A 20,444-nucleotide genomic window follows, 5' to 3' on the forward strand; every position below is an offset into this window, starting at 1 on the left:
TCCGTCTCCTATTTCTGGCAGACTGGACAGTAAAAGGTCGAACGCCCAGCCTGAACGATCCGTCTCACGATACCTGTGCAACTTTGCCTAGGGCAAGGCGCCTCCTCGCGATCATAGACTGAAAAAGAGTGCTGGAAATAGCCGAGCGAGCCGTCGGTGCGGATGTGATCGCGCAGGGATGACCCGCCAGCGGCGATCGCATCACTGATAACGGCGCGGATCGCTTCTTCGAGCTCAGCGAGCCTCGGCAACGCGCGGCCGTTTTTTGCCACCAGCGTTCTTGCCTTGCGCAGCGGCGAAAGCTGAGAACGCCATAGGGCTTCGCAGACGTATATATTGCCGAGGCCAGCGATCAGCCTTTGATCAAGAAGCGCGGTTTTCAAAGGCTGGGTTTTGTCCCTGAAGCGGGTCGCCAGGTATGCGCTGCTCAGGGCATTTCCCGTCGGCTCTGGCCCCATGTCCTTGAAAAACGCCACCTCGTCGAGACTGGCACGATCCGCAATATCCATAAAGCCGAACCGGCGAGGATCGTTATAGATGACGCGCAGTTTTTCGCCCGCCGAAGAAAGATGGAAAACGACGTGGTCGTGGCGCTCGTCCTTCGATCGTTCGTGGTGAAAGATACCCGGCGTTGCCCCTTCCTTTTCGGTTTCGATCCGAAACGATCCCGACATGCCGAGGTGAGAAATGATGGTGCGCCCATTGTCGAGGTCGATTAGAAGATATTTTGCGCGACGCCCCAGTGCAACGATCCGCCTGCCCGCCGCTTCCTGCGCAAGGCCCTTTGGCAAAGGAAAGCGTAGATCCGGCCGGCGCAGCTCCAGGCTGTCGATCAGCCTTCCCTCCATTGCAGGAGCAAGACCAAGCCTTACCGTTTCGACTTCTGGCAATTCCGGCATCTTCACCCATCTATAGATAACGTGTTTCAACGGCCGGCGATGTGCGCTATAGCGGCTTACCGCATGCACGGCCGCCGGCCACAGATAGCGTTGCGGCAGGCAGATTGCCACGGCCGCCTGTAGCGATTTTTGGAAACGGAGCAAATTGATGTCTGAAAGACGGACCTCCGCCGACGGCGGCATGGAAACCTCATATGGCTTTCGGGAGGTTGGAAACGGCGAAAAGCAGAGCCTCGTCAATGATGTCTTCCACAAAGTTGCCAAGCGCTACGACATCATGAACGACATGATGTCCATGGGGCTACACCGCGTCTGGAAGGATGCGATGATCTCGGCCCTTAACCCTAAAAAGGAATCGGGATACCGGGTTCTGGACGTTGCCGGTGGCACGGGCGATATCGCCTTCCGCATCGTCGAGGCGTCAGGGCGCCTCGCGCATGTCACGGTGCTCGATATCAATGCATCCATGCTGGGGGTCGGGGAAGAGCGCGCCGCATCGAAGAAGCTTTCCGATAACCTAACCTTTGTCGAAGCCAATGCGGAAAGCCTGCCGTTCGAGGACGCGAGCTTCGACGCCTATACCATCGCTTTCGGTATTCGCAACGTTCCGCGCATCGACGTCGCCCTTTCTGAAGCCTATCGCGTCCTGAAGCGCGGCGGCCGGCTTCTTGTGCTGGAATTTTCTGAGGTGGAGATCGCCGGGCTCGACAAGATTTACGATGCCTGGTCGTTCAATGCGATACCGCGGTTTGGCAAGGCCATCACGGGGGATGCCGAGCCGTATCAATATCTGGTTGAATCGATCCGCAAGTTCCCCAATCAGGAAAATTTTGCGGCCATGATTCAGAAGGCCGGTTTTTCCAGGGTGAACTACACCAATTACACCGGCGGCATCGCCGCACTTCATTCCGGCTGGAAGCTTTGAGAGCTGGTTTCCTGTTGATAGTGAAGCATCCGTATCAATTCATCTTGCAAGAGCGGCAGACACGATGAGTGCTTTCGGCGCCTATTTCCGGCTTTGGCGCGTCGGTTGGATCCTTGTGCGGGAAGGCGTCATTTCGGCCCTTCCATCGGACGGATTGCCGCCGTCCGTCGCGCTTGCCAAATCCTTTGTTCCGGTTTTCGAAAGAAAGCGCGCAAAACATCAAAAGCGAAGCGATCGGCTATCGCAAGCGGTCGAGCGTCTCGGGCCTTCCTATGTGAAGATCGGCCAGTTCCTGGCTACGCGTCCGGACGTGGTCGGTATCGAATTCGCCAACGACCTGTCGCAGCTTCAGGATCGGATGGCGTTCTTTCCCACCGAGCACGCCAAGGCCAATATCGAAGGATCGATAGGGCGAAGCCTTGACGATCTTTATGTCAGCTTCGGCGCCCCTATAGCGGCGGCCTCGATTGCCCAGGTTCACCCCGCCGAGGTCAGACAGGGCGGGACGGTTCGCAAGGTAGCAGTGAAGGTTTGCAGGCCCGGCGTGCGGCAGCGCTTCACCCGCGATATCGAAGCCATGTATCTGGTGGCGCATCTACAAGAACGCTTCATGCCCTCCAGCCGGCGGCTGAGACCTGTGGAAGTCACGAAGACGCTGGAGCAGACCACAAAGGTTGAGATGGACCTGCGCTTGGAAGCTGCAGCCCTTTCGGAAATCGCGGAAAACACCAAGGACGATCCCGGCTTTCGGGTGCCTGCTGTCGATTGGGAACGCACAGGCCGCGATGTCATCACCATGGAATGGATCGATGGCATCAAGATGTCGGATGTCGAGGCGCTGAATGCGGCCGGCCACGATCTTAACGCCTTGGCAGACACGCTGATCCAATCCTTTTTGCGCCATACGCTCCGGGATGGCTTTTTCCATGCGGATATGCACCCCGGGAACCTCTTCGTCGATGCGGCAGGGACAATCGTGGCTGTCGACATGGGCATTGTCGGGCGGCTTGGCCAAAAGGAACGACGCTTTTTGGCAGAGATCCTCTACGGCTTTATCACCCGTGATTATGTTCGCGTCGCGGAAGTGCATTTCGAAGCCGGCTATGTGCCTTCCCGGCACAATGTGAAAAGCTTCGCTCAGGCCATCCGGGCAATTGGCGAACCGATCCACGGCCAGCCCGCGGAAACAATCTCGATGGGCAAGCTACTGACACTTCTGTTCGAAGTGACCGAGCTTTTCGATATGGAGACGAGACCAGAACTGGTGATGCTGCAGAAAACCATGGTCGTGGTCGAGGGCGTATCGCGCATGCTCAATCCGCGTTTCAACATGTGGAAGGCGGCAGAGCCTGTCGTGGGCGAATGGATCCGCGCCAATCTTGGCCCACGCCGGATCCTTGTCGATATGCAAAGCGGCCTGAGGGCTGCCGTAAAGCTTGCGGAAGCCGCACCGGAAATTGCCGCGAAAACCGAAAAGTTCCATCGCGAGCTTCTGCGGATGAGCGAGGAAGGCCTACGTTTTGACAGCCAGACAGCCGAAGCTATCGGCAAGTCGGAGGCGCGCCACAGCCGCTCCGGCCGCATCGCGCTCTGGATCATCGCCCTTACTCTGCTCTACATCGCCTGGGCTTTGCACTGATCTGTCGCTTTTCGCGAGCGGCTGCTCGCCTGGTCTGCAGCGACAGGGAAAATACTCTATGCGAGAGAACGGCCGGTCAGGGATCTGTTTTAGCGGCGAGCAAGACGAGCGGCGCCGTAAGCGCAGATCATTGCGATTGCCAGCAGCGCAAACGTGAAGGCGACCACAGCCCACCAGCCGTCAGCTGCCCAGAAATAACCGCCGACCGATCCTGCTACGCTCGAGCCGATGTAGTAGGACAGGAGGTAAAGCGAGGATGCATGGCCTTTTGAGCGTTTCGCCAAGCGGCCGACAAGAGAGCTCGCGACGGAATGGGCCATGAAAAAGCCGATGGTCAAAAGGACGATGCCGATTATGATCGCGGCAAGTGAAGACGATAGTGTGACCGCAACGCCAAGCGCTGCGCTGGCAATCCCGATCGGCAATATTGCAAAGTGACCGAAGCGATCGCCCAAGAGGCCACCTGCCCAGGAAGCTGCGATTCCAAAGATATAGACGGTGAAAATCAGGCCGAGTTCCGTCTGGTTCAGATTGTAGGGCGCGCCCACCAGCCGGTAGCCGGCATAATTGTAGATCGTCACGAACGAGCCCATCAAAAGGCCCGCGATCAGAAAAAGAAAAGGGAGCGCCGGGTCGCTGAGATGCCCGCCCCAGGCCTTGAGATGAAAGCCGAGGCCGGCACCGCGGCGAGGAACGAAATTGCGTGACGGTGGCAAAAGGACAAAGAAGCCCAGAGCGGCGGCGAGACCCATCGTGCCCACGACGCCGAGCGCCAGCTTCCAGTTTAGAAGTTCGGCAAGCATGCCTGTGATCACGCGTCCAGCCATGCCACCAAAGGCGTTGCCAGCAATATTAAGGCCCATAGACGCGCCAAGGCCGCGCGGATCGATCTCTTCCGAGAGATAACTCATGGCAACGGCAGGAACTCCGCCAAGAAGGAGCCCCTCGAGCGCACGTGCGACCAGCAAAAGATGCCAGTTCGGTACGACGCCGCATGCGATCGTACAGAGCGCCGCTCCCATCAAGGAGGCGAACATCAGGCTCCGCCTGCCAAAGCGCTCGGAAACGGCGGCGGCCAGGAAGATCGCGACGGCAAGAAAGCCGGTGGAAAGCGACAGCGAAAGTGAGCTCTCGGCGGGTGTCACCGCAAAGTCTTGCGAAAACAGTGGCATCAACGGCTGAACGCAGTAAAGCAGCGAGAATGTTGCAAAGCCGGAGAGGAAAAGGGCCAAGCTGGCTCGCTTATACTCCCCGGTTCCCCGCATCAGGAAGACGGCAGGCTGTGCATCGCTATTGCTGACGAGCCGTAGCGAGGGACCTTTTTCAGGTGCCACACGAACATCATTGCGGGACATATTGGACATAATGCAAGCCTTTCTCGCTTCTGATCTAGTCAAGTCCGTATCATCTGTCCAATATATGGATGTGGCATTCTTGATCTGTTTTGGAGATACCAGTGGAGTTGCGGCATATCAGGTATTTTCTCGCCGTCGCCGAGGCTGGGAATTTTACGCGCGCAGCCGTGAAACTTGGAATTGGTCAGCCGCCGCTCAGTCAGCAGATCCGCGATCTGGAAACGGAAATCGGCGCACGCCTGTTTCATCGTGTTCCGCATGGTGCTGAACTTACTGAGGCTGGCATGGCGTTTTTGCCGGAAGCCCAAGCAGCGCTTGCATCATCCGAAAGGGCAAAGCTTGCAGCGCGCCGGGCAACACGCGGCGAGAGCGGCCGCTTGACGCTGGGCTTTACGGCCTCGTCTGCCTTCAACACGGCCGTTACCGGCACGATCCGGCGGTTTCGCCGACAATGGCCGGATATCGCTCTGTCTCTTACCGAGATGAACAGCAACTGGCTGATGGAAAAACTTCTGCGCGAAGAAATCGATGCCGCCTTTATTCGCCCCGGCCTTGAAAATCCGAAGGACGTCGTTTTAAAGCGCCTGCCTGATGAACCTCTGCTTGTCGCGCTGCCCAGTCACCATCGGCTGGCGCGTCGCAAGGCTGTGCCGCTGCAGGCCTTAGAGGGCGAACCTTTCATTCTGTTTCCGCGTACTGTGGGCTTAAGCCTCTATGACGATATCGTTGCAGGCTGCCGTGAAGCCGGCTTTGAGCTGAACGTCACGCAGGAGGCGCCGCAGATTCCCTCTGTGGTCAATCTTGTGGCTGCCGACCTCGGCGTTTCCATCGTTCCGATTTCGGTGTCTCAGATCGCGATCGAAGGCGTTGCCTATCGTCCGATCGAGGGGCCGCCCCTGACTGCAAGGCTTGGTCTAGCAGCCCTCAAACTCAACCGTTCTCCTATCGTGACAAACATCCTTGGCCTCGTTTGAGGTCGATCGAAAGCCCTCCCCCTTTTCGACGACTTGCTTTAGTCTGGCATCTACTCGAGCAACAATGAGAATATGAAATGGCTCTTACCGGCAAACGCGTTTTGCTCATCATCTCAGGCGGCATTGCGGCATATAAAAGCCTCGATCTCATTCGGCGCCTTCGCGAACGCGGTGCGTCCGTGCGCCCGGTTATGACCGACGGCGCGCAGAAGTTCATTACGCCGCTTGCCGTCGGAGCGCTGGCTGCCGACCATGTCTTTACAGAGCTCTTTTCGCGTGAGGACGAGCAGGATGTCGGCCATATCCGGCTGGCGCGCGATTGCGACATCGTCGTCATCGCGCCGGCAACGGCGTCTTTACTGGCCAAAATGGCGCATGGCCTGGCTGATGACTTGGCATCAACCATTCTTCTGGCCACAGACCGGCCGATCCTGACTGCCCCTGCGATGAACCCTAAAATGTGGGACAATGCTGCTACGCGCCGTAATATTGCAACGCTGCAGACGGATGGCGTCTCCTTCGTTGGTCCGGCCAAAGGCGAGATGGCAGAGCGCGGCGAGGCTGGCACCGGCCGGATGGCTGAGGTTTTGGACATCGTTGCAGCCATCGAACTACACTTCGATGAGAAGCCGAAGCCGCTCGCCGGTCGCAGCGCAATCGTTACCTCAGGACCGACGCATGAGCCGATCGATCCGGTGCGCTATATCGCCAATCGGTCCTCCGGAAAGCAGGGTCACGCCATTGCGGCAGCGCTGCGCGATCTCGGTGCAAAGGTGACGCTCGTCTCGGGGCCCGTCACTATACCGGATCCGCACGGCGTCAACACGATCCATGTGGAGCGCGCCGAGGAAATGATGCAGGCTGTGATGGCTGCCCTGCCTGCCGATATCGCGATCATGGTAGCCGCGGTGGCCGATTGGCGTGTCGCCTCCGCATCCGACCAGAAAATCAAAAAGCAACCGGGCCAATCGATCCCGACGCTCGCGCTTGCAGAAAATCCCGATATTCTTTCGACCGTAGGTCATCATAAGCTGCGGCCAAAGATCGTTATCGGATTTGCAGCGGAAACCCAGGATATCGAAAAGAATGGACGCGCGAAACTGGAGCGAAAAGGCGCCGATCTGATTGTCGCCAATGACGTCTCTCCCGCCACGGGTGTGATGGGCGGAGCGCGAAATCAGGTGAAACTGATTGGCCATGACGGCGTGGAAGCTTGGCCTGATCTTGATAAAGATGAAGTGGCAGCCCGTTTAGCCGCTCTGGTTGCGGAGCGTCTTAAGCCATAACGGCGCGCGCGGCTTCCTTGATGCCCTCTGGCTTGAACGCATTGATGCTGACGCCGTCATCATCCAGCGTCACGGCGCTGCCGGGCGGTATTTCCATCCATGCATCGACATCATCATTCAACGGTTCGGAAACAAGGCAATAGCCTTTTCCAAGCGGAGCGGCGTAAAGCGTCGGCGCAAATTGGTCCGTGGCGTAACGGATGGCATGCAGCGTCTTGCCGTCGGAAAAAGCGGCTGTAAAGCGGATAAGCGCCGAGCCAGTGAGCTTATGCGACAAGCCCTCGATGAAGCTCAACATGTCGGACATGGCTGAAAACGGGTTTTGCGTCAGGCCGAACTGCAGCGCCAGAAGAAACATGAGTTCGGAGTCGGTCGTCCCGGCACGCGCATCGAAAAGCTCGTCATCCAACATGGATTCCATGGCCCGTCGCAGGCGCTCAAACCCGGCGATCTGCCCATTGTGCATGAAGGACCAGATGCCTTGCACGAAGGGATGGCAATTGTCGCGGCGCGTCGCACCACCCGTCGCGGCACGGACGTGGCCGAGGAAAAGCGGCGAACGGATCTGGCGGGCCAGGCTTCGCAAATTGCAATCGGACCATGCTGGCAGGATATCGCGATAGCGACCGGGCTCCGGCCTGTCACCGTACCAGGCGATGCCGAAACCATCGCCATTGGTGGGTGTCTTGGCGCGTGTCGCGCAATGCGATTGTTCGATCAGCGAATGGGCAGGCGAAGATACGATTTCTTCGATATACAGAGGATCACCGCGATAAGCTGCCCAACGACACATTCCATAAACTCCGCAGATGCCGGCTGCCCGCTCCGGACATCAAATCATTTTTGATAATTATCACTAATGAAAGCTTAACGGAGCCCTGTTCGGCAAGAGCAAAACCTCAAAAGAGGCCAGATGCGTGATCAACTTTTTGCAACGCAGCATTCAGTTGCGTCATTGAATCCGCCTAGCGATTGGCAGGCCAGCTCGCCTTGATCATTTCGTCTAGAATGGCCTGTGCGGCCGCCCTTGGGTCTTCTGCGCGCACGACAGGTCGCGCGACAACAAGATGCGACGCACCAGCCTTTAGTGCATCAAAGGGCGTCATAACGCGCTTCTGGTCGCCCCTATCGGCGCCCGTCGGACGAATCCCCGGGGTGACGACGGCAAGATCGGGGCCGACGATCTCTCTGACGGCCTCAGCCTCTTCGGCCGAGCAAACGATACCGCCCATTTCGGCTTCCCGCGCCTGCGCCGCACGGCGAAGCACGAGTGCGCGGGGATCGTCCGCGTAGCCCGCCTCCTTCAGGTCCTCGCCGTCCATGGAAGTCAGAACGGTGACACCGAGGAGGCAAAGCCCGGAGCCACGCGCCGCCGCTACGGCCGCTCGCATTGCTTTCGGATAAGCATGCAAAGTCAGCATCGACATGCCCATTTTCGCGATGTTTTCAACTCCGGAAGCAACCGTGTTGTCGATATCGAGAAGCTTCATGTCGAGGAAGATCTTTTTGCCGGATTGGGCCAGTTCGCGCGCAAACTCCAGGCCGCCGGCAAAGGCCAGCTGATAGCCGATCTTGTAGAAAACAATGTCGTCGGCGAGCGTTGTAACGATCTTTTCCGCTTCGCCTACCGTCGCGACATCCAGTCCAACGATCAGTTTTTCGCGTGCATCCATGTCAGCGCCATCCCTGCCATTCGTCCATGGGCGTCCAGTTGCATGTCACGTGACGATCCGCAAGAGCAAAGCAGTAGAGATTTCCGCCGCCCGGCATCTGGTCTTTGGAACGGTGGATCGGCTGTCCCGTCAGATGGCAGAAGAGCAGCGTTCCGACACCACCATGCCCGATAAAAGCGATGGGCCGAGACGGATCTTGAGTGCTTAGGACCGTGTCGACGGCAGAAACGATCCTTTGCTGGGCGTCCACGGCGCGTTCCCAGCCCTTGAAGCTCTCGTCGGGATAGGCAAAAAACCAGTCGGCAGCCGCTTCGAATGCATCCGGCGGCAGAAAACCGATCGCAGAGCGGTCATTCTCATGCATGCCTTCGACAACCTCAACCTCGGTATCAGAGGCAGAGGCGAGTATTTCGGCCGTCTCGATGGCCTTGGTTTCATCGCTGGAGATGATCCGCTGCAGTTGTTGCGCCCACGGCAGGCGTGCTGCCACGCGGGCACGCTTTGCTCCGAGGTCGGAAAGACCCCAACGCGGCACCTCAACCAGTGGATCGATCTTTACCTGAGGGTGGGTGATATAAAGGGCGAACACGCTTCAGCCGCGCCGATAGATCCAGAGTTGAGCCGGAGGTATGTTGCGCACCACAAAGTCGTAATGCTGGATATGGTAGCTGTCGGGCTTTGCGATGATCGGTGAAATTGGACCGTAGGTAATCTGCATGACAGGACGGCCCGGCGGCAGACGCTCCAAGAGGCTTTCCAGCAATGAAACACGAGCCTGCATCGGAAAATTGAGGAGCGGCAGGGCGGAAATGACGCTGTCGAACTTCTGTCCCCGCAGCACGCCAAGCGTTTTGTCGAGATCGAATGCGTCGCCATTGATGAAGTTGACGCCTGGGTAGAGCTTGACCAGATCGTTGTAGAAGACGCTCGAATACTCGATTGCGACAAGATCTTCAGGTTTGACGCCGCGGGCAAGGATTGCCTTGGTGATCGCGCCGGTGCCGGGTCCAAGCTCCAGCACAGGCAGATCCGAATGCAGATCGATGACGCTTGCCATGCGTCGCGCCGTCACCGACGAGGTTGGCACGATGGAGGCGACGGTCTTAGGGCCTTGCATCATTCCTTTGAAGAAACGGATCTCTTCATCGAATTTTTTCCCCAGCCGTTCCTTCAGGCGCATTGCCATGCCGTCCTCCTCGCATTGATGACTTGATCGCAAAATGTCAAAGCACTGCCGCAAAAACAAGATAAAATGTCGCAAACAGTTTAAGGCATAAAAAAAGACGAGGCCGAATGCGCGTTAAACGCGCATTGGCATCAAAACATAAAGAGCATCTTCACCTGCCGTATCGCGCACAAGCGTGGGCGATCCCGCATCGGCAAAGAGGAATACTGCTTCCTCGCCAGACAACTGGCCAGTGATATCGAGAAGATATTTCGCGTTGAAGCCGATCTCCATCGCTTCTGTCTCATAACCGACAGCAACTTCTTCCGTTGCGCTGCCAGAGTCCGGATTGTTGACAGTCAAAAGAAGCTGGCCTTCTGAAAGCGAAAGCTTCACGGCGCGTCCCCGCTCCGAGGAAATTGTCGAAACGCGGTCGACGGCCTGGGCAAAGCTGGCACAATCAACGCGCATTTCGCGGTCGTTACCAGTCGGGATGACCCGCTGGTAATCTGGGAAGGTGCCATCGATGAGTTTCGAGGTCATGACGATGGAGCCGATCGAAAAACGGATTTTCGCGTCGGACACCTCAACGGTCACGAAAGCTTCTGGATCATCCACCAGCTTCTGCACTTCGCCAACCGTCTTGCGCGGAATGATGATGCCAGGCATACCTTCCGAACCGGACGGCGCCTCGACATCGGCGCGCGCAAGGCGATGCCCGTCGGTGGCGACGGCACGCAGCTTCAGATTGCCCTTGCTCTCGATCGTGTGCAGGAAAATGCCGTTCAGATAATACCGGGTCTCTTCTGTCGAGATCGCAAACTGCGTGCGATCGATCAGCATTTTGAGATCCGTCGCTTTTAGTCGGAACGAATGGGTGAAAGCGCCAGTCGTTAGATCCGGGAAGTCCGATTCCGGCAGGCATTGCAACGAAAACTTCGAACGGCCGGATTGAACCGCCATCGAGCCGCCATCGCTGGAAGTGGACAGAAGAATCTCAGCGCCGTCGGGCAGCTTTCTGACGATGTCGTAAAGAAGATGAGCCGGCACGGTGGTTGCGCCCGCCTGCTCCACGTTGGCAGCGGTAGCCTCCGTCACTTCGAGGTCGAGGTCGGTCGCCTTCATATCGAGGCGCTGCCCGTCGGCGCGCAGCAAAATGTTCGACAAGATCGGGATCGTGTTTCGGCGTTCCACCACGCGATGAACGTGGTTCAGCGACTTCAGGAGGTTGGAACGCTCAATCGTAATACGCATGGATGCTACCGCTTTCGACCTTTACGCTCGCTCGCCAGACGGCGTGCGGAACCTGCTTTGCCGACCATGGGCCGGACGAGTGGACACGCAAAATGGCAGATTACTACGGACCAATGCAAGTGCGTAACGCCTCTCGATGCCGTCAAATTCGTTGTTTGCCACAAGCCACACAAAGAAAACCGGCGTGCACTTGCCGAAGCAGGCGCGCTCGCCCATAAAGACCGAACAAAAGAGGCATCGAAAGCTCCGTGAGTTCAGACGAGAAAAACGGCGAGACCGGCAGACGGCGAAGTTTTCGCCTGCACGACACGACAATTGCGGCCCGTCCGATGGAGCCAGCGCTCTATCTCGTGGCTACGCCGATCGGCAATCTTGGCGATATCACTCTTCGCGCGCTGGAAACGCTTGCGGGCGCGGACGTGCTGGCCTGCGAGGATACGCGGGTGACGCGGGTCCTGCTGGATCGTTTCGGGATCGACAACCGTCCCTTCAGCTATCATGAACACAATGCCGACGAAGCCGGCCCCCGGCTTCTGGCCGCGCTGGAAGCGGGCCGATCCGTGGCGCTCGTATCTGATGCCGGAACGCCTCTCGTTTCGGATCCGGGTTATCGCCTTGCGCAGAAGGCGATCAAGGCGGGCTACCGCGTCGTGCCGGTGCCGGGTGCCTCTGCGCCGCTCGCGGCTCTTGTCGGATCCGGATTGCCGAATGACAGCTTCCTTTTCGCCGGATTTCTGCCCACCAAGGACAAGGCGAGGCGGGACCGTCTGCAAAGTCTTGCACAAACTGCCTCAACGCTGATCTTTTTTGAATCCCCGCATCGCATTGCCGCAACGCTTCACGCAGCGCATGACGTTCTGGGAGCGAACCGGCAGGCCGCTGTTTGCCGTGAACTGACGAAGGCATATGAAGAATTTCGGCGTGGAACGCTGGCCGAGCTTTCCCTGCATTATGCCGATGTGGAGAATGTCAAAGGCGAAATCGTATTGGTGATCGGGCCGCCTGAGGAAAAGGCACCGGACGCATCCGATGTCGACGCGCTTCTCGCAAAGCTTGCTGGAGAACTCCCGACGGCACAGGCAGCCACGGAAGCGGCCCGGATGACCGGCCTGCCGCGAAAGGAACTTTATCGAAAGCTGCTCGACCTGAAGGGCTCCGATGCCTGACGAAGGCCCTTTGCCGGCTAGGTTGAAGGCGCAGCGTCGACGCGCACACCGGCGCGGTCAGCTATCAGAATATGTCGCTGCCTTCTTCCTCATGCTCAAAGGCTACAGGATCGTCACGCTGCGTTACCGGACCAAGGTTGGCGAGATCGATATCATTGCCCGCAAGGGCGAGCTTGCTATCTTCATCGAGGTTAAGGCCCGCCGGGATGAGATGGCCGCCATTTATGCGGTTTCGTCGACAGCAGAGCGACGTATCCGAGCCGCGAGCGATTTCTGGCTGTCGCGACAGCCGGATCAGGCACGCCTTTCAATGCGGTACGACATTATCGCCGTCATGCCGTTCCGCCTGCCAAGGCACATCAAGAACGCTTTTTAAGCAGTCCGATCGTTAAACTTTGAGCTTTGAAAAACACCAGACGCTTACGCTTGTCTGTTAGACGCAGAAGGGGATTTTTCACAAAGTTGACGTTGGGGGACTTCATGAGCTTGAAGATGATGCTGGCAAGCATGGCGGCGATGACCTTGCGCAATACTGCTGCGCTGATGGCTCTTCCAGCCGAGCCAGCCTCGCAGTCTCCTTTCGTGGCACATGCGAGCAACGGCTTGCCCCTCAAGGATGCACCGATCAACGCGGACTGGATTATCAGCGGCAATCCGGTTGCCCGCTGCGCGGAGCATTCTCGTGGTCACGACGATGCCGCAGTCACGGCGATCTGGGACTGCACCGCCGGCAAATTCCGCTGGCATTTCGATTGGGACGAAACCGTCACTATTCTGGAAGGCGAGGTCCACGTCACGGGCGAGGATGGCTCTGAACGCACCCTGCGCACAGGCGACGTGGCGTTTTTCCCCGGCGGCACCAGCGCAGTCTGGAATGTCGAGACTTATGTCCGCAAAGTCGCCTTCCTGCGCCGGCCGTTTCCACGGCCGATCGCCTTCGCTTACCGCTTGCGCAAAAGAATGCGCGGCACATCAGGAAGTTCTATGGCCGCCTGATCAACCAGGTTGGCGTAGACATTGCCTTTGCGCACGACGCAGCATACATCTGTCCGGCATCTTGAAGGGCGCAGATCGAAAAGAGGTGCGCCCGTTTAACATTGACATGATGGGTGTCGCTTGGTCGAATCCAAAGATCCGGCGCGACATGCTTCAAAGAGGTACGGACATGGCGCAGATCAAGAACGTAGCGATCCAGATGGATCATGTCGCCGGAATCAATATTGCGGGCGATTCTACGTTCGCTATGGGCCTTGAGGCCCAGGTGCGCGGCTACAACCTTTTTCACTACACGCCCGATCGGCTGAGCATGCGCGACGGCAAGATCTTTGCTACGGCCGAGCCAATGAAACTGCGCGACGTGAAGGGCGATCATTTCGAACTTGGCGCACCGGAGCGTATCGATCTATCAACGATGGACGTCGTGCTGCTGCGCCAGGACCCGCCCTTCGACATGTCCTACATCACCTCGACCCATCTCCTTGAGAGGATCCATCCCGCAACATTGGTCGTCAACGATCCGGCCTGGGTGCGCAATTCGCCGGAAAAGATATTTGTGACCGAATTTGCCGATCTGATGCCGAAAACGCTGATTTCGCGCGACCCCGCCGAGATCCGCCGCTTCCGCGAAGAAATGGGCGATATGATCTTGAAGCCCCTTTACGGAAATGGCGGGGCCGGCGTGTTCCATTCCACGCGCGACGACCGCAATCTTTCCTCGCTTCTGGAAATGTTCGGCCAGCTCTTCCGCGAACCCTATATCGCACAGGAATACCTGCCAGCAGTGCGCAAAGGCGACAAGCGTATCATCCTTGTCGAGGGCGAACCGGTCGGTGCTATCAACCGTGTGCCAGCCGAGCATGACAGCCGCTCGAATATGCATGTGGGCGGACGCGCTGAGGCCACGGAACTGACGGATCGCGAAAAGGAAATCTGCCGGCGCATCGGTCCAGCCCTGCGCGAGCGTGGCTTCATTTTCGTCGGCATCGACGTCATCGGCGACTACCTTACCGAGATCAACGTCACCTCGCCGACCGGCATTCGCGAAATCAAGAAATTCGGCGGCGTCGACGCTGCCGCCTTGATGTGGGATGCTGTCGAAGCAAGACGAGGCTGGGCCGCTTAACGCATTCTTCAGACTACCGCCCGGCTAATCGTTATTTGTTCGCCTCTTGTTCTTGTTTAATTCTTCAAACCGTGCAAAATGCAACGAGAAGAAGAGGCGACCTTTATAAGAAAGGTCCGCAGGAGCTTGCCGCAGAGGGCTGGGGATGGTCGCGCGCATCAGTACGGTTGCGTTTCAAGGCATAGAAGGCGTTCCTGTCGAAGTGCAGGTGATGGTGGCACCCGGCCGGGTCGCAACGCAGATCGTCGGCCTGCCCGATAAGGCCGTTGCGGAAAGCCGCGAACGCGTCCATGCGGCTTTGCATGCCTCTGGTCTTTCTCTGCCGGCCAAGAAAATCACCGTCAACCTTGCACCGGCCGATCTTCCAAAAGAAGGACATGCTTCGATCTCGCCATTGCCCTTGGCCTGATGGCCGCACTTGGGGCCATTCCCGCGGACGCGCTTAGCAACTTCGTCGTTATCGGTGAGCTCAATCTCGATGGCACGATTGCCGCGGTCGCAGGCGCTTTGCCTGCGGCCATGGCAGCCAACAGCGTCGGCAAAGGTTTGATCTGCCCGGCAGAGAGTGGGCCTGAAGCGGCCTGGGCGGGCGGCGATGTCGAAATCCTCGCACCGCGCAGCCTGATTGCCCTTGCGAACCATTTTCGCGGCACACAGGTGCTGTCGCGCCCTGAGCCCTCGGCACGTGCTTTGGCTATCGGCGGGCCGGATCTTGCCGACATCAAGGGACAGGAAAGCGCCAAGCGGGCGCTGGAGGTGGCCGCGGCTGGCGGGCATAATTTGCTGATGGTTGGACCTCCCGGTTCGGGCAAGTCGATGCTGGCTTCGCGCCTCGGCTCCATCTTGCCACCGCTTTCGCCCAGTGAGCTCCTCGAAGTGTCGATGATCCATTCAATTGCCGGCGCCCTGGCGGACGGCAAGCTGTCCGATCGCAGGCCGTTTCGAGCCCCACACCATTCCGCCACGATGGCCGCGTTGGTCGGCGGGGGCCTGCGTGCCCGGCCCGGCGAAGCATCGCTTGCCCACCATGGCGTTCTTTTCCTTGATGAACTGCCGGAGTTCACGCCTCAGGCGCTCGATGCACTTCGCCAGCCCCTGGAAAGCGGCGAATGCGTGATAGCGCGGGCCAATCATCGCGTGTCCTATCCTGCCAATATTCAGCTTATTGCAGCAATGAATCCTTGCCGATGCGGCATGGCGGGCGAGCCGGGGCATCGCTGCGCACGCGGGCCACGCTGTGCCAGCGAATACCAGGGCCGTGTCTCGGGACCACTGATGGACCGCATCGACATTAGGATTGACGTACCGGCGGTCTCCGCCGCCGACCTCATTCGTCCCGGCACGTCGGAAAAGAGTGTCGATGTGGCAGCTCGCGTCGCTAAGGCGCGCAGCCTGCAGCAGGATCGCTTCAGACAAGCCGGTGAAAGCATGGTTGGCACCAATGCCCGCTGTTCGACGGCGCTCATTGAAAAGATCGCCGAACCAGATGCGGCGGGCCTCCAGCTGCTGCGCGACGCCGCTGAAAAGCTGAAGCTTTCGGCGCGCGGCTATCACCGCATTCTCAAGGTTTCCCGTACTCTGGCTGATCTCGATGGCGCCGCCAGGGTTGGTCGCCTACATCTCGCAGAAGCCATTTCCTACCGCATCGCTGGCGAACGGTTGCTGGCGCCGGCTTAGGCCGGCACCGACCCCTGTCTTCGATACTCTTAGGCGAAGGCTTGCTGCCTGCCTAACTCCCCAAACCTTCGAACAGGGCCGTCGAAAGATAGCGCTCGGCGAAAGAGGGAATGATGACGACAATGGTCTTGCCGGCATTTTCCTCCCGGCGGCCGACTTCGATTGCCGCTTTCAGCGCTGCGCCGGAGGAGATGCCAACAGGAACGCCCTCAAGCCTTGCGACATGCCGCGACGTTTCGAGCGCGTCTGAACTGTTGACCGTGACGATTTCGTCGTAGATTCCGGTGTCGAGAATAGCGGGCGCAAAGCCGGCACCGATACCCTGGATCTTGTGCGGGCCGGGTTGGCCGCCGGAAAGGACCGGCGATTCCGCCGGTTCCACAGCCACAATGCGGATCGACGGATTGCGGGACTTCAGCACCTGGCCAACACCGGTAATCGTGCCACCGGTGCCGATGCCTGCAACGAAGATATCGATCTTGCCTTCGGTGTCGTTCCAGATTTCCTCGGCCGTCGTCTGCCGGTGGATTTCGGGATTGGCCGGATTTTCGAACTGCTGAGGAATGACCGCGTCGGGCAGTGTGGCGGCAAGCTCTTCGGCCTTGGCAATCGCGCCCTTCATGCCCTTGGCGCCCTCGGTCAGAACAAGTTCCGCGCCGAGGAGGGCCAGCATCTTGCGGCGCTCGATCGACATTGTCTCCGGCATGGTCAGGATCAGATGATAGCCCTTTGCGGCAGCGGCAAAGGCAAGAGCAATGCCTGTATTGCCCGAGGTTGGCTCAACGAGCGTCGTCTTGCCGGGAGAAATCTTTCCTTGTGCCTCCAGGGCCTCGAGCATCGCAACGCCGATACGATCCTTGACGGAGGAAATCGGGTTGAAAAATTCGAGCTTTGCCAGAAGATTGGCCTTGACGCCCTGTTCTTTCGCCAGCTTGTCCAGCCGCACGATCGGCGTATCACCGATGGTTTCGGTGATGGAGGAATAGATGCGGCCGCGGCCGGGCTTCCTGGACATGTCGTTCTCCCCTGATGCAAATACCGCGTTGGAAGATACGCATAATTGCGGCCGCCGCCTAGGTGGCGAAGGCAGGTCTCGCCCGCGATTGGCAGGAAATCATATCGCCGGGCGCCCGCCCGGCGGATGTTTTTTCCAAAAGAGGATCTGAACCTAAACGCCCGTCGATCCAAACCCGCCAACACCGCGCGCCGTTTCGCTTGCAACATCAGCTTCCAAAACGCGCGCCTGGATCGCCGGCGCGACGACCATCTGTGCAATGCGCATGCCGCGGGTGATCTCGAAGGGCTGATCGCCCAGATTGATCAGGATGACCTTTACCTCGCCGCGATAGTCGCTATCGACCGTGCCGGGTGTATTGAGGCAGGTGATGCCGTGTTTGGCCGCCAAACCCGAGCGCGGCCTCACCTGACCTTCGAAACCCTCGGGAATTTCGAAGATGAAGCCTGTGGGCACGAGGACCCGCTGCATCGGCTCAAGCGTCAACACGCTATCGGCCTCGATCGCCGCGCGCAGGTCCATACCGGCCGCGCCGCGGCTTTCATAGGCCGGCAGATCGATCCCCGCTCCATTTGGCAAACGCACCAGCTTCAGCTGCGGCCCTAGAACCTCTTGCATGCAAGTCTCCCTCGTTTTTCGATCGTCAATTGCATATCCCTTGCCAAATCGCTAGATAACGGCCGACGAAAAGGAATTTCTCACATGGCCGACAATCTCGCCGAGGCGGTTTCCCGCCGCCGTACCTTTGCTATTATCGCGCACCCGGACGCCGGCAAAACCACGTTGACGGAAAAACTGTTGCTGTTCGGCGGCGCTATTCAGCTCGCTGGCGAGGTCAAGGCCAAGAAAGACCGCATCCAGACTCGCTCGGACTGGATGAAGATCGAGCGTGAGCGCGGTATCTCGGTCGTCACCTCCGTCATGACCTTCGAATATGAAGGCAATGTCTTCAATATTCTCGACACGCCCGGTCACGAAGACTTTGCCGACGATACCTATCGCACGCTGACCGCCGTCGATGCGGCCGTGATGGTGATCGATGCCGCCAAGGGTATCGAACCGCGGACGCTGAAGCTTTTCGAAGTTTGCCGCATGCGCGACATTCCGATCATCACCTTCATCAACAAGATGGACCGCGAAAGCCGTGATCCTTTCGAAATCCTGGATGAGGTCGAAGAAAAGCTCGCGCTCGACACAGCCCCGATCACATGGCCTGTCGGGCGTTCCAAGACCTTCTGCGGCTCTTACAATCTGGCGAACAGCACCTTCCGCGGATCCGACAACGAGGTCACGCCGACGCCGGTCAATGGGGCGCAAAGCGTCGCTGATCGCCTGCCCGAGAACGAGCGGCAGGTCTTCATCGAGGAATTGGGACTCGCGATCGAGGCGTGCCGGCCTTTCGACCGCAAGGCATTCCTTGAGGGTCATTTGACGCCGGTGTTCTTCGGATCGGCTCTGCGCAATTTCGGCGTTCGCGATCTTATCAATGCACTCGGCGCTTTTGCTCCTCCGCCGCGCGATCAGGTCGCCGATACGAGAACGGTGCATGCGGCCGAAAACAAGATGACGGCCTTCGTTTTCAAAATACAGGCCAACATGGACCCGAACCATCGCGACCGCATTGCCTTTGCCCGTATTTGCTCCGGCAAGCTGGAGCGCGGCATGAAGGCAAGGCTTTCGCGCACCGGCAAGCAGCTTGGCCTGACCGCACCGCAATTTTTCTTTGCCTCTCAGCGCCAGCTGGCCGACACGGCCTATGCCGGTGATGTGGTGGGCATTCCCAATCACGGCACGCTGCGTATCGGCGATACCTTGACGGAAGGCGAAGCGCTGGTTTTTCAGGGCGTTCCAAACTTTTCGCCCGAAATCCTGCGCCGCGTGCGTCTGGAAGATGCCATGAAAGCCAAGAAGCTGAAGGAAGCTCTCCAGCAGATGGCCGAGGAAGGCGTCGTCCAGCTGTTTTCCCCGGAAGACGGATCACCCGCAATCGTTGGCGTCGTCGGCGCTTTGCAGCTCGACGTGCTCAAGGAACGGCTTTCGGCGGAATACAGCCTGCCTGTTTCTTTCGAAATGTCGCGGTTTTCGGTTTGCCGCTGGGTTTCATCTGACCAACCGGCGGAACTCGAGAAGTTTTTGACGGTCAAACGCGGCGATATCGCCCGCGACCTCGACGGCGACCCCGTCTTTCTGGCGCAGGACGGTTTCTCGCTGCGCTATGAAGCAGAGCGTTTCCCAGCGATCAAAATGGTGGCGATCAAGGAATATCAGGTCGCAAAGGCGGCATAAGCGCTGGGTGTTTGTCCGGCGGCGCGGCAGTCAAGATCAGCCGCGCCTTTGTCCCTCACAGCCCTTCCCTGCCTAATGCCGCATCCTTGCTGCGTCCCTCGGCTGTCATGAAGTCGATGAAGACCCGGACCTTCCCGGAAAGATATTTGCGGCTTGGATAGACCGCATAAAGCGTCGTGGAAAAGGGAAACTGGCCTGGCAAGACAAACTCCAGCCGCCCCGCTTCCAGGTCCGATAGCGCCATCCATTTCGGCAGGAAGACAAGACCCATTCCCTGCAGCGCCGCAAGGTGAAGAATGGTCTCGTTCTCACTTCGAATGACCGTGCGCATTTTGACCTTATCGCGTCCGCCCGTTCCCGGGATCGAAAACTCGTCATCCGTGCCCATGCCGCTGAAGCGCAAAAGCGCATGACCTTGTAGATCTTCGATACGTTGGGGCCGCCCGGTCCGATCAAGGTAGCCGGGGGACGCAAGAAGGTTGAATTCGACCGGCATCAATGGGCGGGCAACGATACCAGGGTCCAGACGCTCCGACGATGTCGCACGCAAAGCCAGATCGAAGCCTTCGTCAACAAGGTTCACGATGCGCCCGCTCAAGTCGATATCGAGAGAAATATTCGGAAAGCGTTGATTGAAGCGCTCAAACTTCTCGACAAAATAGGGACTGGCGATCCAGACCGGGGCGCTTAATCTTAGAGTTCCGCGTGGCGATATGACCGTATTGCTGATCGCCGCCTCCACCTCATCCAGTCCATCGAGTATTTGCCGCGCTTGATTGAAATACAGCATCCCTGTTTCCGTCAGGCTGACATGACGGCTCGTTCTATTCAGCAGGCGGTTGCCGAGCCTGCTCTCAAGATGAAGGACGTGTTTGCTGACCATAGCCGGCGACAGCCCGAGGCGGCGACCAGCGCCGGAAAAACTCTTCAACTCAGCGACTGCGCAAAAGACGCGCAAGCTAGTCATTCTGTCCATCGATCTTCAACCTGCAGGAAACGATACTTCAA

General features: G+C 58.5%; 19 protein-coding genes and 1 pseudogene. 10 read left to right on the forward strand and 10 right to left on the reverse strand.

Annotated elements, in window-relative coordinates:
* Positions 1 to 8: 8 nt before the first annotated feature.
* Positions 9 to 899, reverse strand: coding sequence for a bifunctional DNA-formamidopyrimidine glycosylase/DNA-(apurinic or apyrimidinic site) lyase (gene mutM, locus VQ830_RS10430; RefSeq protein WP_337268167.1), 891 nt, complete (start codon positions 897 to 899; stop codon positions 9 to 11).
* Between the two features lie 148 nt (positions 900 to 1,047).
* Here mutM and ubiE point away from each other — a divergent pair, with 148 nt between their 5' ends.
* Together ubiE and ubiB are read left to right on the forward strand one after the other, a co-directional pair.
* Positions 1,048 to 1,824, forward strand: coding sequence for a bifunctional demethylmenaquinone methyltransferase/2-methoxy-6-polyprenyl-1,4-benzoquinol methylase UbiE (gene ubiE, locus VQ830_RS10435; RefSeq protein ID WP_337268037.1), 777 nt, complete (start codon positions 1,048 to 1,050; stop codon positions 1,822 to 1,824).
* Positions 1,825 to 1,888: 64 nt separating this feature from the next.
* Positions 1,889 to 3,463, forward strand: coding sequence for a 2-polyprenylphenol 6-hydroxylase (gene ubiB / locus VQ830_RS10440; protein WP_337268038.1), 1,575 nt, complete (start codon positions 1,889 to 1,891; stop codon positions 3,461 to 3,463).
* An 89-nt stretch (positions 3,464 to 3,552) separates the two neighbouring features.
* Here ubiB and VQ830_RS10445 read toward each other — a convergent pair whose 3' ends face one another.
* On the reverse strand, positions 3,553 to 4,827 hold the full coding sequence (locus VQ830_RS10445; protein WP_438617643.1) for an MFS transporter: 1,275 nt from the start codon (positions 4,825 to 4,827) through the stop codon (positions 3,553 to 3,555).
* A gap of 92 nt (positions 4,828 to 4,919) precedes the next feature.
* On the opposite strand from VQ830_RS10445, the gene VQ830_RS10450 reads away from it, so the two are divergent.
* Together VQ830_RS10450 and coaBC are read left to right on the forward strand one after the other, a co-directional pair.
* Complete coding sequence (locus VQ830_RS10450) at positions 4,920 to 5,792, forward strand: LysR family transcriptional regulator (protein ID WP_337268039.1); 873 nt, start codon at positions 4,920 to 4,922, stop codon at positions 5,790 to 5,792.
* A gap of 77 nt (positions 5,793 to 5,869) precedes the next feature.
* The gene (gene coaBC, locus VQ830_RS10455) at positions 5,870 to 7,078 is read left to right on the forward strand and encodes a bifunctional phosphopantothenoylcysteine decarboxylase/phosphopantothenate--cysteine ligase CoaBC (RefSeq protein ID WP_337268040.1); all 1,209 of its coding nucleotides are present in this window, start codon (positions 5,870 to 5,872) and stop codon (positions 7,076 to 7,078) included.
* Here the strand turns inward: coaBC and VQ830_RS10460 are convergent.
* From VQ830_RS10460 to dnaN, 5 genes are all read right to left on the reverse strand, one after another.
* Positions 7,068 to 7,871: a class II glutamine amidotransferase gene (locus tag VQ830_RS10460; protein ID WP_337268041.1), complete on the reverse strand. Its 804-nt coding sequence runs from the start codon at positions 7,869 to 7,871 to the stop codon at positions 7,068 to 7,070. The genes coaBC and VQ830_RS10460 overlap by 11 nt on opposite strands.
* Positions 7,872 to 8,043: 172 nt before the next feature.
* Positions 8,044 to 8,751 carry an orotidine-5'-phosphate decarboxylase gene (pyrF, locus tag VQ830_RS10465; protein ID WP_337268042.1) on the reverse strand — a complete coding sequence of 236 codons (708 nt, stop codon included), beginning with the start codon at positions 8,749 to 8,751 and terminating at the stop codon, positions 8,044 to 8,046.
* A 1-nt stretch (position 8,752) separates the two neighbouring features.
* A complete protein-coding gene (locus VQ830_RS10470) occupies positions 8,753 to 9,340 on the reverse strand; it encodes a histidine phosphatase family protein (protein ID WP_337268043.1) in 588 nt (195 codons plus the stop codon).
* Between the two features lie 3 nt (positions 9,341 to 9,343).
* A complete protein-coding gene (gene pmtA, locus VQ830_RS10475; protein ID WP_337268044.1) occupies positions 9,344 to 9,937 on the reverse strand; it encodes a phospholipid N-methyltransferase PmtA in 594 nt (197 codons plus the stop codon).
* Between the two features lie 114 nt (positions 9,938 to 10,051).
* Positions 10,052 to 11,170 carry a DNA polymerase III subunit beta gene (gene dnaN / locus VQ830_RS10480; protein ID WP_337268045.1) on the reverse strand — a complete coding sequence of 373 codons (1,119 nt, stop codon included), beginning with the start codon at positions 11,168 to 11,170 and terminating at the stop codon, positions 10,052 to 10,054.
* Between the two features lie 248 nt (positions 11,171 to 11,418).
* Between dnaN and rsmI the strand changes: the two genes are divergently transcribed.
* The 5 genes and pseudogenes from rsmI (at position 11,419) to VQ830_RS10505 (ending at position 16,135) form a co-directional block, all read left to right on the forward strand.
* Positions 11,419 to 12,336: a 16S rRNA (cytidine(1402)-2'-O)-methyltransferase gene (rsmI, locus tag VQ830_RS10485; RefSeq protein ID WP_337268046.1), complete on the forward strand. Its 918-nt coding sequence runs from the start codon at positions 11,419 to 11,421 to the stop codon at positions 12,334 to 12,336.
* Positions 12,329 to 12,712: a YraN family protein gene (locus VQ830_RS10490; RefSeq protein ID WP_337268047.1), complete on the forward strand. Its 384-nt coding sequence runs from the start codon at positions 12,329 to 12,331 to the stop codon at positions 12,710 to 12,712. Before rsmI ends, VQ830_RS10490 begins: the two co-directional genes overlap by 8 nt.
* Positions 12,713 to 12,816: 104 nt before the next feature.
* Positions 12,817 to 13,332 carry a cupin domain-containing protein gene (locus VQ830_RS10495; protein WP_337268048.1) on the forward strand — a complete coding sequence of 172 codons (516 nt, stop codon included), beginning with the start codon at positions 12,817 to 12,819 and terminating at the stop codon, positions 13,330 to 13,332.
* 169 nt (positions 13,333 to 13,501) lie between these two features.
* On the forward strand, positions 13,502 to 14,458 hold the full coding sequence (gene gshB, locus VQ830_RS10500; RefSeq protein WP_337268049.1) for a glutathione synthase: 957 nt from the start codon (positions 13,502 to 13,504) through the stop codon (positions 14,456 to 14,458).
* 145 nt (positions 14,459 to 14,603) lie between these two features.
* Positions 14,604 to 16,135, forward strand: a pseudogene (locus VQ830_RS10505) (YifB family Mg chelatase-like AAA ATPase).
* 52 nt (positions 16,136 to 16,187) lie between these two features.
* Here the strand turns inward: VQ830_RS10505 and cysK are convergent.
* Together cysK and dut are read right to left on the reverse strand one after the other, a co-directional pair.
* Complete coding sequence (gene cysK, locus VQ830_RS10510) at positions 16,188 to 17,150, reverse strand: cysteine synthase A (protein ID WP_337268050.1); 963 nt, start codon at positions 17,148 to 17,150, stop codon at positions 16,188 to 16,190.
* Positions 17,151 to 17,303: 153 nt separating this feature from the next.
* The gene (dut, locus tag VQ830_RS10515; protein WP_337268051.1) at positions 17,304 to 17,768 is read right to left on the reverse strand and encodes a dUTP diphosphatase; all 465 of its coding nucleotides are present in this window, start codon (positions 17,766 to 17,768) and stop codon (positions 17,304 to 17,306) included.
* 84 nt (positions 17,769 to 17,852) lie between these two features.
* Between dut and VQ830_RS10520 the strand changes: the two genes are divergently transcribed.
* Positions 17,853 to 19,436 (forward strand): peptide chain release factor 3, encoded by a 1,584-nt coding sequence (locus VQ830_RS10520; RefSeq protein ID WP_337268052.1) that lies wholly within the window; start codon positions 17,853 to 17,855, stop codon positions 19,434 to 19,436.
* A 55-nt stretch (positions 19,437 to 19,491) separates the two neighbouring features.
* Here the strand turns inward: VQ830_RS10520 and VQ830_RS10525 are convergent, their stop codons facing one another.
* Positions 19,492 to 20,412, reverse strand: coding sequence for a LysR family transcriptional regulator (locus tag VQ830_RS10525; RefSeq protein ID WP_337268053.1), 921 nt, complete (start codon positions 20,410 to 20,412; stop codon positions 19,492 to 19,494).
* Positions 20,413 to 20,444 lie beyond the last annotated feature (32 nt).

Origin of the sequence: Oryzifoliimicrobium ureilyticum, assembly GCF_037199735.1 — a bacterium.
In the GTDB taxonomy this organism is placed as follows: Bacteria; Pseudomonadota; Alphaproteobacteria; order Rhizobiales; family Rhizobiaceae; genus Rhizobium; species Rhizobium ureilyticus.

Excerpts from the sequence above, each read along its gene's own strand:
- mutM (WP_337268167.1), bottom strand. The coding sequence starts at position 899 with ATGCCGGAATTGCCAGAAGTCGAAACGGTAAGGCTTGGTCTTGCTCCT.
- ubiE (WP_337268037.1), top strand. The coding sequence starts at position 1,048 with ATGTCTGAAAGACGGACCTCCGCCGACGGCGGCATGGAAACCTCATAT.
- ubiB (WP_337268038.1), top strand. The coding sequence starts at position 1,889 with ATGAGTGCTTTCGGCGCCTATTTCCGGCTTTGGCGCGTCGGTTGGATC.
- VQ830_RS10445 (WP_438617643.1), bottom strand. The coding sequence starts at position 4,827 with ATGTCCAATATGTCCCGCAATGATGTTCGTGTGGCACCTGAAAAAGGT.
- coaBC (WP_337268040.1), top strand. The coding sequence starts at position 5,870 with ATGGCTCTTACCGGCAAACGCGTTTTGCTCATCATCTCAGGCGGCATT.
- VQ830_RS10460 (WP_337268041.1), bottom strand. The coding sequence starts at position 7,871 with ATGTGTCGTTGGGCAGCTTATCGCGGTGATCCTCTGTATATCGAAGAA.
- pyrF (WP_337268042.1), bottom strand. The coding sequence starts at position 8,751 with ATGGATGCACGCGAAAAACTGATCGTTGGACTGGATGTCGCGACGGTA.
- pmtA (WP_337268044.1), bottom strand. The coding sequence starts at position 9,937 with ATGGCAATGCGCCTGAAGGAACGGCTGGGGAAAAAATTCGATGAAGAG.
- dnaN (WP_337268045.1), bottom strand. The coding sequence starts at position 11,170 with ATGCGTATTACGATTGAGCGTTCCAACCTCCTGAAGTCGCTGAACCAC.
- VQ830_RS10490 (WP_337268047.1), top strand. The coding sequence starts at position 12,329 with ATGCCTGACGAAGGCCCTTTGCCGGCTAGGTTGAAGGCGCAGCGTCGA.
- VQ830_RS10495 (WP_337268048.1), top strand. The coding sequence starts at position 12,817 with ATGAGCTTGAAGATGATGCTGGCAAGCATGGCGGCGATGACCTTGCGC.
- gshB (WP_337268049.1), top strand. The coding sequence starts at position 13,502 with ATGGCGCAGATCAAGAACGTAGCGATCCAGATGGATCATGTCGCCGGA.
- cysK (WP_337268050.1), bottom strand. The coding sequence starts at position 17,150 with ATGTCCAGGAAGCCCGGCCGCGGCCGCATCTATTCCTCCATCACCGAA.
- dut (WP_337268051.1), bottom strand. The coding sequence starts at position 17,768 with ATGCAAGAGGTTCTAGGGCCGCAGCTGAAGCTGGTGCGTTTGCCAAAT.
- VQ830_RS10520 (WP_337268052.1), top strand. The coding sequence starts at position 17,853 with ATGGCCGACAATCTCGCCGAGGCGGTTTCCCGCCGCCGTACCTTTGCT.
- VQ830_RS10525 (WP_337268053.1), bottom strand. The coding sequence starts at position 20,412 with ATGGACAGAATGACTAGCTTGCGCGTCTTTTGCGCAGTCGCTGAGTTG.